Raw genomic sequence first — 14525 nt, forward strand, 5'->3', positions numbered from 1 at the left:
TTTTTATCTAATAATTTGAAGCCAGCCTTTTCTTACCGCAGTTCCATCACCTAAATCTAAGATATAGAAATAAGTTCCTTTAGGTAAATCTCCATTTTGACCAGTACCATCCCATGTACTATTGTATGCTCTCATTTCAAAAACGCTATTACCATACTGGTCATAAATTTGAAGTAAGCTGTTTGGATAGTCTTGATGGCAATTTAAGATTAATACATCATTAACCCCATCTCCATTTGGTGAATAGATATTACAAATAGTACCGCAAGTAACACAATCTGAGATTACACCAGTAACTGTAACTGTTTCGCTATTATTTTCGATGTTTTCATCTACAGGTAATGAACTTATTAAAGTCGCCGTATTTTGGTTTGGACCTTCTCTAAGAACCCTTACTGTAATCTCTAGTGAAACTAACTCTTCACCAAATATTTGAGGTATATACCATTCACCGGTACCAAGGTCATAAGTCCCACTTAAGGTATTATGAGAAACATACTCAAAGCCTGAAGTATCTAAAACATCTGAAACCACTACATCAATGGCTCTATCCATTGTTGCATTTTCTACGGCAATAGTAAATACTACTTGTTCACCAACTAAAGGGTTATTAATATCTACTATTTTGGTAACAATTAAATCAATTGGAAATGGATTACAATCTTCTGTCAAGAATGGGTCACAAGCATCCAATGGGTCAGTAGCCGTTTCAGGAATTGCTTCTGTATCTGGATTGTCTTCAATTAGTACTTCTTCCCCATCAGTTAATCCGTCACCATCACTATCTGCATCATTTGGATTAGTTCCTAAGTCTTCTTCTTCAGCAGTTGTTAAACCATCATTATCACAATCACTATCTGGTAATGCTGTACCACCATTAGAATCACAATCATCTAAAGGGTCTGTACCATCAGCCACTTCTTGTCCATCTAATATTCCGTCGTCATCAGAATCTGGGTCATTTGGGTCTGTACCCAGCTCTTCTTCGATATCATCATCTAGTCCATCTTCGTCAGCATCGGTTAAACAATCAATTACTGTAACTGTTACATCTACAAATTGATTTGTACAAGGAGCTTCAGCACCGAGAGTAGTAAATCTAAAAACGTAATCACCTTCTGGTAAACCTGCGAAATCAACTGTGCCGTCAGAATTAATAACAACTGCTCCATTAGAAGGGTCATTATCTGTATTTATACTCCAAACTCCATTGCCTTCACCTTCTAAAGTATCATCTAAATCTAAAATAGTAGTATTATCAGCACCTGCTTCATTGCAAGCTACAGCATCTGTTGGTATACCTACTGATGGTTGCTCCAATACCGTGGCAACAACGGCAACTCTTTCCGTAGGACAACCATTTGCGGTAGCCAAAACAAAGTAAGTAGTAGTTTCTGTTACTGTAGGCACAAAAGTTGGTCCAGTAGCTAATATTGTAGTGGACGTTTCTGTTTCAAACCAGTTAATAGTTGCACCAGTAGTAGCTGTGGCGGTTAATTCAACTTCACCAGGCCCACAAATGGTTTCACCTTGAGTTTCTATTAATTCTGGAGAATCATTTAACTCTAGGGTTACTACTAACACAGGGCTTGCACAATCTGTTGGGTTCTCACCATCAGCATCATCAAAATAAAAACCGTAATACGCACCAGGCGCAGATACATTTGGACTTCTATGTGCAGAGGTAACCAAAGGGTCTGAGTTTGTACTCCAAGTTAATACGGAACCATTTGGTGCATTACCCAGAACATAATCATTAAGATTAGCATTAAGGGTATCGCAAAAGTTGGTTGGTTGGTCTGGATTTAGCACCGGAGCTGTTGAGCCGGCATCACAAGGTATTGAACAATCATTTACCGTAATGCTAACCGTATTTGTTTGATTAGTACAAGGTGCAACAGCAGTAGTTGTTGTAAATCTGTAAACATAAGTACCATCAGATACACCCTGAAAATTAACTACGTTGTTTCCATCTGGATTTAACGCAATTGGTCCCGAAACGTATTCCCAGATTCCTGCATCTATAGTACCAGTAAGTTGTTCGTCTAAATCAATTATGGTATTACCATTAGCTGCTACGCTACATGCACTAGTATTAGGATTAGTTGTTGTACCAACAGAAGGTGTTTCTGAAGCCGTAATAATTACCTCGATTGACGGACTCACACATTGATTTATTTCATCATAGTAAAAACCATAATACGTACCTGGAGCACTTATTACGCTTGAAGACAAATGATTGGCACTATTCTGACGACCAGTATTTTGAGTACTCCATTTTAATCTAGAATCGGTTGGTGTGGTAGTATAATTATCTAAATCTTGACTAAAATCATCACAAAAAGCAGTAGGTTCAGAATTCTGTCTTACCGGAGCTTGTGTTCCAGCTAAACAATCATCATCATCCTCGATGGTAACTACACCTATACCATCTGTAACTGTTACTGAAGGATTGGAAGGAACCCCAAGATTAACAAAAAATGATTCTTCTGGCTCAATTTGAGTATCAGATAGAATATTGATAGTTATATTTCTGGTTTGACCATCAGAACCATTAAAAGATAGTACCGCACTTGCATTGGTTGCCGTATAATCTTCACCAGCAGTAGCCGTATTATTTGCAGTCGTATAAGGCACCGTAAAGCTAGTAGACACGCTACCGTTTAAGGTTACTGAAAGAATTGCTTGAATAGGGTCACCAGCGTCACCTTCGGTTACAGTAACATCGTCTATGGAGATTGCTGCTTGGTCTGTATCACCATTAGTAATACTAACGTCGTCTACATCAGCATCACCAAAAGCATCATATTTAGCATCGTCTGAAGATACTTCAGTGGTTCTGATGCTAAAAGTATCAGGCCCATCAACTAAACCGTCATCAATAATAGTAACCGTAACCAAAATATTGGTATAATTTGCTGGAGTAAGCACAACTGATGAGTTTACAGTTCCTTCTTCGGTATCTGATGAAACTAACGTAATATTAACGTCATCTGTAGGTTCACTTAAAAGACTAACAGTAAATGATACCGTACCCGCATCTTCATTAGTTGCAATCGTCGTTGGTGCCACTACAATACCTACTTCATCATCATCTACATTAGTTACGCTAACAAATTGATTTGGTAGGCCGTCAAACTCATCATCACTATTAGCATTATTAATTCGTATTCTTACATTGGCAGTTTGGTCATCATCATCTATATTATCATCAACACCTGTAACAGTTACCGTCTGTGGCACATTCCAATTTGTGGGAGTAAAATTTAATGCCGCAGTTGAAACAGTAAACTCATTTGTATTTTGGGAATTAACGTTCAAACGAACATTACTTGCTGGTTCAGCATCTAATACTACTGTAAATGTATCTGTGGTACCATCTTCACCTGTTACCGTTCCAGGACCAGATTCTACAACAGTAAATCCGGCAACATCATTATCAGAATTGGTTAGTTCTATTTCTTCATCAGCAATAGCATCATACTCATCTGCACTTGCTGCTTGGTTAACACTAACGACTACATTATAATCAACAGGACCGTCAACAATATCATCATCTTGACCTGTAACATCAACGGTTTGAGGAGTATTCCAATTTGTAGGTGTAAAGGTTAAACTAGCTGGTGCGGCAACACCCTCTGTAGGGTCATCTGAAGCAACAGTTAAAACTACATTTGAAGTAGGTTCCACATCTAAAACTACTGTAAAAGAAGCTTGTGCACCACCTTCGGTGGTATTTAATGAACCATTAATAGCAATGGAAATTCCTGTAACATCATTATCAATATCTGTACCAGACCCTTGGCCTACAACACCATCATAATTTGTATCAGTTGATGAAGACGTAAATGTAACCGAATACGGTGTATCACCTTCTGCAATGGTATTATCTACACTTTCAACAACAAATCTTTGAGCAATATCCCAATTTGATGGTGTAAATGTTTGAACATCGTCAACAACAAAAACTTGGTCAGGGTTATCAGAAGTCATGGTTACCACCACATTTGCAGTTGGTTGAGAATTCAACTTTACTTCAAAACTTTGTTGATGTTGTGTATTAGAAGGATCTTCGTAAGTATCATTATCTGCACCCACACTTGCAACGTCAATACCCGCTGCATCATCATCTGCAATGGTTACCGTTGCTGAAGCACTTACACCTGAACTATAACCTGTTCCGGCTGCTAAAGTAAGCTGAACATCTTCTGGACCTTCGGAAACAGAATCGTCTACTGGAGTAATGGTAATTACAGCACTATCTTGACCATTTGGAATAGAAACACTAGTGCCTATGGTATTGTAATCGGTGGTATTGGTTGCAGAACCACCAATAGTATAATTTACAGTTACCGGACTACCCGTAGTATTTGTTTGATTTAAACTAATAGTAAAATCACCCGTTTGCTGGCCATCTTCAGCTGCTGTAGCATCTGTAGCTGTTATTTGAGCAACAAATTCATCATCATTTAAGAAATCTGCGGTGCCTATGGCATTCGTAATATTAGTACCATTACTTGAAGAGCTAATTGCTACACTAATGGTCTCATTAGGTTCTACTAAAGTGTCTCCATTAGTAGCTACCGAAATAGTTTGTGTTAGCGTTCCTGTATTCGCAAGAAAGGTTAATGAACTACTGGTACCATCTTCATTTCCACCAGTTATGGTGTAGTCTATAATAACGTCATTCAGAGGATTTGTTTCACTTAAAGTAACTTCAAACAACATTGTTGTGGTGCCTACATTACCTTCATTTAAATCTGTAGGATTGTTAATAGCCACATCAACTTCCTCATCATCTTCAATAAAAAGAGACGCTGAACCTTCTCCAGGTTCAATATCATAATCAGGACCGTCAACCAAGGTGATAACAACTTCTTCTGTTAATTCAAAATCATTATCATTTAATACATCAATATCTATAGTTTCAGTTGCACCCAACAACCCAGCAGGAATCGTAACCGAATTTGAGATTAAAGCATAATCTACACCATTATCTGCAGTACCTGAAATAATGTAGGTAACCGTGACTGAAGAAGCAAACAGGCCTGTAGTACCCACTGTAAATTGTCCATCATTACTTGGTTCAGCAGCAAGGGCATCGTTTGCTTGAATGTAAACGTCTTGCGCGAAACTATTAAAAGATAATAAGAGAAGTGGTATTAAAACATACTTAAGCATGCCTCTCAGGGGATTTAAAATAAAAGCGCAAGTAACTCTTTTAAAGCAGGGTACCATGTTTGTTTGTTTACCTAAAGGTGTTGATTTTTGGGGAGGTCAATATTACTAAAAATATAATGATGCCTCTTAACTTTACGTTTTAAATATCGGTTTTTCGGTTAAAATGCATTTGATTGGTTTACGGTTACTTACGAAGCTGAACCAGACATAGTTTCCATATTTCTATCTATTTTTTTAACCAACCCTTGGAGCACCTTTCCAGGTCCTACTTCTACAAAGGTTGTAGCACCATCTTTAATCATATTTTGAACGCTTTGTGTCCATTTAACCGGTGCAGTAAGTTGCGCAATTAAGTTTTCTTTTATCTCTTTAGAAACGGTTACTGCGGTTGTGGTCACATTTTGATAAATAGGACAACTAGGTTCATTAAAAATAGTATTATCAATAGCCGCAGCTAACTCTTCTCTTGCAGGTTCCATTAAGGGAGAATGAAAAGCACCACCAACTGGAAGCACCAACGCTCTTTTAGCACCAGCTTCTTTCATTTTTTCACACGCAACGTTAATAGCTTCTACCTCACCTGAAATTACAAGCTGACCCGGACAATTGTAATTTGCAGGAACTACAATACCATCAACTTCGCTGCAAATTTTTTCTACTACCTCATCTTCTAATGCCAAAACAGCAGCCATGGTACTGGGCTTAAGCTCACATGCTTTTTGCATAGCAAGTGCACGCTGAGAAACCAACTTAAGACCATCTTCAAAACTTAAAGTTCCATTAGCAACCAATGCTGAAAATTCACCTAGTGAATGACCAGCTACCATATTTGGCTGAAAAGCTTCACCCATAACTTTACTTAAAATTACAGAGTGAAGAAATATAGCTGGCTGAGTTACTTTGGTTTGTTTTAATTCTTCTGGAGTTCCTTCGAACATAATATCGGTTATAGAAAAACCTAATATTTCGTTTGCTTGTTCGAACATTGCCTGAGCTTCTGCAGTACTTTCATAAAGGTCTAGACCCATGCCTACAAACTGAGCTCCTTGCCCTGGAAATACAAATGCTTTCATTCTAGTGTTTTGCGCAAAAGTAGGTAATTATTTAAACCAGCTAGAGTACTTAACATAGTTGTTTGCTATGCGGTCAATTTCACCTTTACTCAAAGCTACACTTACCTCTTTTAACTTTTTTGCTGGCATACCAGCAAAGATGGTGCCAGAAGGCACTCTCGTACCTTTAACTACCACTGCGCCGGCAGCAATTATGGAATTACTCTCTATTACACAATCATCCATTACAATTGCGCCCATCCCAATTAAAACATTGTCATGAATTGTACAACCATGAACAATGGCGTTATGACCTATGGAAACATTGTTACCAATTGTGGTTGGTGATTTTTGATACGTACAATGAATTACCGCTCCATCTTGCACATTAACTTTATTACCCATTTTTATAAAATGCACATCACCCCTTAGCACTGCATTAAACCAAATGCTACATTTTTTACCCATGCTCACTTCTCCGACAATAGTGGCATTTTCAGCAATAAAACAATCCTCTCCTATTTTTGGCGCATGACCATTAACTTCTTTTACAATCATATATTTTACTTAAAAAAAGAAAGGAATTTGGCTTTCTTTGATGCTGAGACAGCTAATTCTTTACCGTTTTTTAATTGCACACTACCGCCTTTTCCTTTTATGTATTTTTCAACTTCATTAATATTTACAAGATACGATTTGTGAATTCGGCAGAATGAAAATTCTCGTAATGCTTCTTCAAAATATTTTAGTGTCTTACTTACCACAATTTTTTTGTTATCAATAAAAATTTCAGTGTAGTTATCATCGGCCTTGCAATACTTTATCTTTTCAACTTCCAAAACTTGAAACCCGTTTTGTTGGGGAATTGTTATTTTTCCTGCACTTTGTGGTAATTGCGTACTAAGTACTTTGCCTTCTAAATTGGCTTCTCCCTCTTTAACTTCCTTAACATAAGCTACCGCTTTAACCAATTCATCTATATTAATAGGTTTCATTAAATAGTATGCGGCATGGTTATTTAAAGCATCAATTGCATAATGGTTATATGCGGTAACAAAAACAGTTTCAAAAGTTCTATTTGGTACTTGGTCTAGTAAGTCAAAAGCGTTTCCAAAAGGCATTTCTACATCTAAAAACACCAAATCCAAATCGAATTTAGAAATTAGAGCTAACCCATCTTTAATGTTAGCGGCCTCTCCAAGCAATTCAACGTCAGCACAATATTTAGTTATATAGCTTCTTAAAATATCTCGGCTATTAGCCTCATCTTCAATTAGAATAGTTTTGAGCATGGTTAGTCCTTTTTAAGTATTAATGTCACTTTTGTACCAGTTTCGTCTTCATTTAAATCCGCAATAGAAACGTCAACTTTATTCTTATACATATCATTTAAAATGGCAACCCTTTTTTTAATGTTACCCATACCTTTTGACCGTTGTTTTAACTGGTTTTTGGTTTTAAGTTCTTTGGATTTTTTTCTTCCAATGCCATTATCTGAAACTTCAATTAAAAGCGATTCTTCTGATAATTTCTTTACTTCAATTCTTAAATATCCTTTTTGTTCTTTATACCGTAGTCCATGCCAAATGGCATTTTCAATATACGGCTGAAGAAGCATTGGTGGAATCTCAAAATTTTCTACAGCCACATTTTCTGCAACAGAAACTTCATAATCAAACTTATCTGAAAAACGTGAATGTTCTAATTTCACATAAAGCTTTAGGAGTTCTAACTCTTTAGCAAGAGGAATGAAATCTTGTTCAGAATTTTCTAAAACTGTACGCATTAAAACAGAAAACTCACTTAGAAATCTATTGGCACTACGTTCATCATTCGTAGCTATGTAGGTGTTAACAGAGTTTAAGGCATTAAAAATAAAATGCGGATTCATCTGAGAACGCAGAGATTTTAAGGCTAGTAAGTTATTGTTGAGCTTTTGCTGTTTGTTACTACGATAGAAGAAAAAGGCAGTTAAGGCCAACAAAATCATTCCAAAAACTAAGGAATAGATTAACCCTTTTTGCCATTTAGTTCTGGTTTCAAAAAGTTGTTGTTCAGTTTTAGCTAGGGAATATTTGCTTTGCGATAATTCTCGTTCTTGTTCTAAACTAGAAATTCTATTTTGTTTGTTAGCAATTTCTCTATTAAGCCTTGACAAACGGCCAATTTCTTGTTCTTTTCTAGAATATAAGGTATCTACAAGAGCAACGTATTCTTGATAGGTTTCATAGGCTTTGGTAAAATCACCCTTGTACTCATACACCTCAGAAAGTTTTCGTGTTGCTTCTTTTTTAATAAGTAAATCATTTTCATTATTTGCCTCAACAATACTCCGTTGCAAATAAGGTATGGCTTCGTTTAATTTGTTTTGCGCAGCGTATGCTCTACCAATTTTATAGTTAATTTTTTGGGTGGTTATCGTATCTGGAGCTAAAATTCCATTTTCTTTAGCAACTACTTTATCCTCTAGCTTTTGAAGTTCATTCAAGCTGTTTTTACGCTGTTGAATTTCTTCTGTAAACCTATTGCTTCCACTATAAAAATCAGCTACTTTCTCACTTTCTTGTATGGCTCTTTTAGGGTTTTCTTTTTTAGAAAGCTCTAAAGAACTATCAAAATAGCCTTCTGCTTCAATCTGTTTATTAGAATCGGCATAAGTCTCTCCGATTTTTGAGGTAAGGTCTGTTACTTTTGGAGTTACTTGATTTTTTTTAGCTATGCGCAATCCCTCTTCAAAATACTCCAAGGCTGTTTTAGTATTACCTTGAGCTCGTTTTACATTACCCAATAACTCATAAAGGGTAATTTTTTGGTAGGGTACTAAAGTTTTAACCTTTTCTAATTCTTTAAGTTCTTTTTCTGCTCCTTCAAAATCATTATCCGCTAAAAGTGCTTCTCCTAATAGCAGTTGTGCTTTACTGGTCTTATTAGCATTGAGAGCATCTTTTAAATTAGTTATAGCAAGGTCGTTTTGTTGGTAATGCAAATAAACTTCACTTAAAGAAGTTAACGACTGCGACAATAGTCTTTTATTTGGATTCTTACCTAATACCTCAATAGACTTAGTTATGTAATCGATACTACGTTCTAATGAAGTGTTTATAGTATTTTGAGCAGAATCTAGATACTGTATATGTAATTGGTCTTTAGAGGAGCGTCCTTTTTGAACAGGGCCATCATAGTCTTTCACCACCAAACGTACATCTTCATTAGAAGTAATCCGATGTCTAACAGCTGTAAAATCTGGACTTTGAAAAATTAATACATCCCCTTTAAAAGTTTCTATACTAAACTCGCCTAAACCGTTTGTTTTAGCATATTCACCACCCTCAGTAATAATATCTACCCCCGAAATTGGCGCATAGTTTTCTTCCTCAACAACTGAACCTTTAAGCAAAAATGTTTGCTGTTGGTTAAGGCCTTGTGCTTGCACAAACGACAGCCCCATACATAAGAAAACAATACTAAAATTGAAGAAATGCTTCATACCGTAAACTTACTTCTTTTACAGTCTAATGAAAAATAGCGAAAGTCTTAATAGTCATCATTTCACACCTAAAATAGCCTACTTGCTCAATTGAATCATCTGTTCACTAATTCAACATAGCATTTACCTAAAAGTCAATTTTTTTCGAAAAATCTTGGTCATACTTTCACATCATAATCGTCTTAAAAAATCGAATAATTATGACAACTCTAAAAAAGATTATACTGTCGTTAACGCTAATTTTTAGCTTAACAAGCACCTATGGTTGTAATTTAAAAGTTAAACCAGAAGAAAAAGAAACCTTGGTCGCTGAGGCCTATTTACCAGAAAACAATACACCTAACAAGCACTACGTAAAAATTGCACTTTTGTTAGATACTAGTAATAGTATGGATGGACTTATAAATCAAGCAAAAGCTCAGCTTTGGGATATTATAAATGAATTCACTTATGCTAGATGCGGTAATGAAACTCGACCAGAAATACAAATAGCCCTTTATGAATACGGGAACGACAATCTGTCTTCTAGAGAAGGGTACATAAGGCAAGTTCTTGGTTTTAGTTCCGATTTAGATGCTATTTCTGAACGCTTATTTTCACTCACTACAAATGGCGGCGAAGAGTTTTGCGGTACCGTGATTAACACCTCATTAAATCAACTGAATTGGGGTAAAAATGCAGACGACCTAAAACTAATTTTTATTGCAGGTAACGAACCATTTAATCAAGGCCGATTAGATTACAGAGATGCCACCGCTCAAGCCAAAGAAAAAGATATTGTGGTTAATACAATTTTCTGCGGAAACTTTGAGCAGGGTATTAGCACCAATTGGAAAGATGGCGCAGTAAGAACCGGTGGTGACTACATGGCAATTGACCATAATCAAGAGTTGGTTTATGTAGAAACTCCTTACGATGATGCCATTATCATTTTAAATAAAAAACTCAACAACACTTATGTTGGTTATGGTAGCCAAGGACAGTCAAAAATTACCATGCAAAGAGAACAAGACAGAAATGCAGAAATTTTAAATGATGAAGTTGCAGTTAAACGTGCGGTAAGTAAAAGTTCTAGAATGTATAAAAACTCGACCTGGGATTTAGTAGATGCTGTTGAAGAAAATGAAGCTGTTCTTGAAACAATGGAAACATCAGAATCATTACCAGAAGAATTAAAAGGAAAAACAAAAGAAGAGCTAAAAAAATACATAGCTGAGAAAAAAGAAGAACGAGAAAAAATTAAAAATGAGATAAAAGAATTAAACGCTAAAAGAGAAGCTTTTATAGCAAAAAGTCAGACAGAGAATACTGGCGGCTTAGAAAATGCTATGCTATCTGCAATTAAGAAACAAGCTTCACGCAAAAACTATACCTGGAAAAACTAACAAACTTGTATTCGTTGGGGTACAAACTCCAACGAATATTTTTAAAGCCAACCATATGAAATTTAAAGTTACTATACCTGAGCCATGTCATGAAGATTGGAATACCATGACACCAACCCAAAAAGGTAGATTTTGTGAATTGTGTAGCAAAGAAGTTCAAGATTTCACCTTTAAAAGTAATACCCAAATAGCCGCAATACTAGCCAATAATGATTCTATTTGTGGAAGATTTAGAAAGAGTCAATTAAACCATCATGTTAGTACCGCTAGTTCTAATCGCTTACAACATTTGGGTCTCGCTTTTAGTTTTACTTCATTATTGACTTTGTGTGCTCCAGCTGAAGCACAAGAACAAAAGGCAACTATAGAACAAGTACATTTTTTAGGGGCACCTGCTTTAGTTCAAGAGCAACCATCAATCATACCATTAAATATTAAAGGAACTGTTTTAGATGAAACCAATGTGCCATTACCTGGGGCTAACATAGTTTTAAAGGGTACAACCTATGCTACGGTAACTGACTTTGATGGCAATTTTGAACTTGAAATTCCAGAAGAGCTTAAAAATCTCAATTCAATCATTGAAATAAATTATATTGGGTTTATTACCAAATCTGTTAATATAGAAACCATTAATAAGAATAATTCTGTTCAACTAGTTATGTCCGAGGATATGTTGGGAGAAGTAATAGTGGTAGGTTATGCCGTTAAAAAACCAAATATTTTTCGTCGCTTTCTTAACCTTTTTAAAAGAAAGGATTATTTAAAAGAAGAAGAAATTTGTGAGTTACCACCTATAGAGGTTGCTACTGATTTACCGAATCAGAAAGTTGAAAACAATTTTGAAAAGTCAAAAATGGCTGTTTGGCCAAATCCGGTTTCAAAACAAATAAATTTAGAGTATGATTTGCCTAATGCTGGTGAATATACCCTTTCACTTTTGCCAATAAATCAACCCTTCTCAACAGAAATTATGCTTGCAAAAAGCTATAAAAAAGCTGGAACTCAATCTGAAATTTTAGAAATACCAAATGTAGCCAACGGAGTGTATGTACTAAAGCTTAAAGCCAATGGTTTTGAAGAGCAACATAAAATTATAGTAGAGAAAAACTAGTAATTAGCCGCTGGGCAATAACAATCAAATCGTTGACTTCGCTGCTCGCCAAAGTCATAACCCAAAGTAATTTGATGAAAACCACCATTATCAAATCTTATATCACCAGATTGATAAGAGTAATTATAAGAGAACATGAACCGGTTTATGTTAACCCCAACAATTGGAGTAAATAACTGTAATCTTTGTTCACCAAATGTTCCGTTTTGTTGAAACTGTGCACCATCGAAACTTCTTCTATAAGACAATCCTCCCCATATAGTTGTAGTAGGGTTTAAATCGTGATATACTTTAGCATTAAAATCTATGGTTTTTTCTTTGGTAAAATCTGTCATTTGAAAAAGTACAGATGGTTCTAATCGTGTTACGCCCCTACCAAAAACATAACCTGCTGAAAGCAAGTATCTTCTCAAATTATCAAATTCCGCAGCGGTATATAAATCTCGTCCACTACCCAAGATATTTAGAATAGCTGCATGAGCGTAAAATTCTAAATAGCTATAGGAAGCACCTAAATCAACATTAAAATAACTAGTTGTATTCTTTACACCAGTAACAATTGGGTCTGGATTCACTGACCTAAATTCAGTTTCATCTAAACTACTAATTATAGCACCAGCACTTAATCCAAAAGAAAGCTGGTTTAAAGTTCTAAAATCACCACCAAGATTAAGGTGGTGTGCATACGTTCCTTTAAAACCTGTTTGTGAATGGTAGCCATTAGAATCATTAAATAAAATAGCGCCAACACCACTTTTCTCGCCCACTCTAAAATGACCATTTAAAGTCTGTAAAGCAGGGGCTTCTTGCACATCAAACCATTGCTTGCGTGCTGTCAACCTTACTTTACCCCCACCGCCAATACCAGCCATAGAAGGATAAACTAAATAATAATTGTCTGATAAGTAATCAAAATACACTGGTATACCTTCCTGAGAATTCCCTTGTTGAAAGGCAATAAGCAGCAGTATTAGTGGTAATAGTAGCTTTTTCATATTAGTGATTCGAGATGGGGTTAAGCTGCAAATTAGTTGAATATTCCCATTTATAACGATATTACTCTGGCAATATTATGAATTATTCGACCAATTTAACTTCGTATTTTTGTCAAAAATAAATTTATGAAAGAGTTCAACATAACAACGGTTGAAACAAACAACCCTGCCATTTTAAAATTTGAGGCGAATCATTTTTTAGCTAAGGGTAACTATGAGTTCAAGAATATAGATGACGCCAAGAACTCACCTTTAGCACAGCAGCTTTTTCATTTACCCTTTATAAAAACCGTATACATATCTGGCAATTTTATAGGAATTGAAAGGTATGATATTGTACAATGGAATGATGTAAAAGATGAAGTAGCTCAAAATTTAGTAGAGTATCTTAATGCTGGAGAACCTGTTGTGATTGAAGAGTCAGACGCTAAAACACCAACCACTGTTTACGCAGAAGTTACTCCAAACCCTGCAGTAATGAAGTTTGTTGCCAATAGAATGATAGTTCCACAAACGCTAGAATTTAAAAATATAGATGACGCTAAAAATTCTGATTTAGCAACAGAATTATTTCATTTTCCTTTTATAAAAGAGTTGTTTTTTGACACCAATTATATTTCTGTAACCAAATACGAAAGAGCCAACTGGGAAGAAATTTCTATGGAATTACGAGAATTTATTCGTGAATATCTAAATTCTGGTAAATCTGTAATTGATGAAGCTTACGCAACAGAAGCAACAAATTCTTCTAGTGCAACCGTTCCCGTTGAAGAGTTAGACGAAACATCGCAACAAATTATTTCAATCTTAGATGAATATGTAAAACCAGCTGTTGCCTCTGATGGTGGTAACATTGTTTTTCAATCTTATGAAGAAGAAAGTAAAACAGTAAATGTGGTTTTACAAGGGGCGTGTAGTGGTTGTCCATCTTCAACCTTTACGCTAAAAAACGGCATTGAAACCATGCTAAAAAACATGTTGGGTGAGAAAGTAAATGAGGTGGTAGCCATTAATGGATAATCTTATAAAATTGCTTATATTCAAGCAATTATAAAAACACTACTAATGGCAGTTTTAAAAGTAATAGAGATTTTAGCCAACTCTAATAAGAGTTGGGAAGAAGCTACAGAAAAAGCAGTTGCAGAAGCAGCTAAATCTGTGAAAAATATACGTTCAGTTTACGTTAACGAACAAAGTGCAACTGTTAACGATGGTAAAATTGATGAGTATAGAGTAAACGTTAAAATAACCTTTGAGGTAAAATAACTTTTACAAATAATTGTAAACTAGCGTCTTATTTGTAAGACGCTT

The 14525-nt window shown here is 35.6% G+C and carries 10 protein-coding genes; 4 read left to right on the forward strand and 6 right to left on the reverse strand.

Features of this window, described 5'->3' with window-relative positions; all coding sequences use genetic code 11:
- Positions 1-3: 3 nt before the first annotated feature.
- From H5V42_RS11015 to H5V42_RS11035, 5 genes are all read right to left on the reverse strand, one after another.
- On the reverse strand, positions 4-5181 hold the full coding sequence (locus tag H5V42_RS11015) for a Calx-beta domain-containing protein (protein WP_185783223.1): 5178 nt from the start codon (positions 5179-5181) through the stop codon (positions 4-6).
- 188 nt (positions 5182-5369) lie between these two features.
- Positions 5370-6254, reverse strand: coding sequence for an ACP S-malonyltransferase (gene fabD / locus H5V42_RS11020; protein WP_185783224.1), 885 nt, complete (start codon positions 6252-6254; stop codon positions 5370-5372).
- A gap of 27 nt (positions 6255-6281) precedes the next feature.
- A complete protein-coding gene (locus H5V42_RS11025) occupies positions 6282-6791 on the reverse strand; it encodes a gamma carbonic anhydrase family protein (protein WP_185783225.1) in 510 nt (169 codons plus the stop codon).
- 5 nt (positions 6792-6796) lie between these two features.
- Entirely contained in the window at positions 6797-7525 is a 729-nt protein-coding gene (locus H5V42_RS11030) for a LytR/AlgR family response regulator transcription factor (RefSeq protein WP_185783226.1), read from the reverse strand.
- A 2-nt stretch (positions 7526-7527) separates the two neighbouring features.
- Complete coding sequence (locus H5V42_RS11035; protein WP_229665693.1) at positions 7528-9720, reverse strand: tetratricopeptide repeat-containing sensor histidine kinase; 2193 nt, start codon at positions 9718-9720, stop codon at positions 7528-7530.
- 200 nt (positions 9721-9920) lie between these two features.
- Here H5V42_RS11035 and H5V42_RS11040 point away from each other — a divergent pair, with 200 nt between their 5' ends.
- Together H5V42_RS11040 and H5V42_RS11045 are read left to right on the forward strand one after the other, a co-directional pair.
- Positions 9921-11105, forward strand: a complete 1185-nt coding sequence (locus H5V42_RS11040; protein ID WP_185783227.1) for a vWA domain-containing protein — start codon at positions 9921-9923, stop codon at positions 11103-11105.
- Positions 11106-11160: 55 nt separating this feature from the next.
- The gene (locus tag H5V42_RS11045) at positions 11161-12219 is read left to right on the forward strand and encodes a carboxypeptidase-like regulatory domain-containing protein (RefSeq protein WP_185783228.1); all 1059 of its coding nucleotides are present in this window, start codon (positions 11161-11163) and stop codon (positions 12217-12219) included.
- Here H5V42_RS11045 and H5V42_RS11050 read toward each other — a convergent pair.
- The gene (locus H5V42_RS11050) at positions 12216-13214 is read right to left on the reverse strand and encodes a PorP/SprF family type IX secretion system membrane protein (RefSeq protein ID WP_185783229.1); all 999 of its coding nucleotides are present in this window, start codon (positions 13212-13214) and stop codon (positions 12216-12218) included. The genes H5V42_RS11045 and H5V42_RS11050 overlap by 4 nt on opposite strands.
- 126 nt (positions 13215-13340) lie before the next feature.
- Between H5V42_RS11050 and H5V42_RS11055 the strand changes: the two genes are divergently transcribed.
- Together H5V42_RS11055 and H5V42_RS11060 are read left to right on the forward strand one after the other, a co-directional pair.
- Positions 13341-14234, forward strand: a complete 894-nt coding sequence (locus H5V42_RS11055; protein ID WP_185783230.1) for a NifU family protein — start codon at positions 13341-13343, stop codon at positions 14232-14234.
- A gap of 45 nt (positions 14235-14279) precedes the next feature.
- Positions 14280-14480 carry a dodecin family protein gene (locus H5V42_RS11060; protein WP_185783231.1) on the forward strand — a complete coding sequence of 67 codons (201 nt, stop codon included), beginning with the start codon at positions 14280-14282 and terminating at the stop codon, positions 14478-14480.
- Positions 14481-14525: the final 45 nt, after the last annotated feature.

The sequence above is a fragment of the Croceivirga lutea genome, assembly GCF_014235875.1.
Taxonomy (GTDB): domain Bacteria; phylum Bacteroidota; class Bacteroidia; order Flavobacteriales; family Flavobacteriaceae; genus Croceivirga; species Croceivirga lutea.

What these genes read in the sequence shown, in the direction of transcription:
- H5V42_RS11060 (WP_185783231.1), top strand. Translation starts at nt 14,280, where the DNA reads ATGGCAGTTTTAAAAGTAATAGAGATTTTAGCCAACTCTAATAAGAGT.
- H5V42_RS11040 (WP_185783227.1), top strand. Translation starts at nt 9,921, where the DNA reads ATGACAACTCTAAAAAAGATTATACTGTCGTTAACGCTAATTTTTAGC.
- H5V42_RS11045 (WP_185783228.1), top strand. Translation starts at nt 11,161, where the DNA reads ATGAAATTTAAAGTTACTATACCTGAGCCATGTCATGAAGATTGGAAT.
- H5V42_RS11015 (WP_185783223.1), bottom strand. Translation starts at nt 5,181, where the DNA reads ATGCTTAAGTATGTTTTAATACCACTTCTCTTATTATCTTTTAATAGT.
- H5V42_RS11050 (WP_185783229.1), bottom strand. Translation starts at nt 13,214, where the DNA reads ATGAAAAAGCTACTATTACCACTAATACTGCTGCTTATTGCCTTTCAA.
- H5V42_RS11025 (WP_185783225.1), bottom strand. Translation starts at nt 6,791, where the DNA reads ATGATTGTAAAAGAAGTTAATGGTCATGCGCCAAAAATAGGAGAGGAT.
- H5V42_RS11030 (WP_185783226.1), bottom strand. Translation starts at nt 7,525, where the DNA reads ATGCTCAAAACTATTCTAATTGAAGATGAGGCTAATAGCCGAGATATT.
- fabD (WP_185783224.1), bottom strand. Translation starts at nt 6,254, where the DNA reads ATGAAAGCATTTGTATTTCCAGGGCAAGGAGCTCAGTTTGTAGGCATG.
- H5V42_RS11055 (WP_185783230.1), top strand. Translation starts at nt 13,341, where the DNA reads ATGAAAGAGTTCAACATAACAACGGTTGAAACAAACAACCCTGCCATT.
- H5V42_RS11035 (WP_229665693.1), bottom strand. Translation starts at nt 9,720, where the DNA reads ATGAAGCATTTCTTCAATTTTAGTATTGTTTTCTTATGTATGGGGCTG.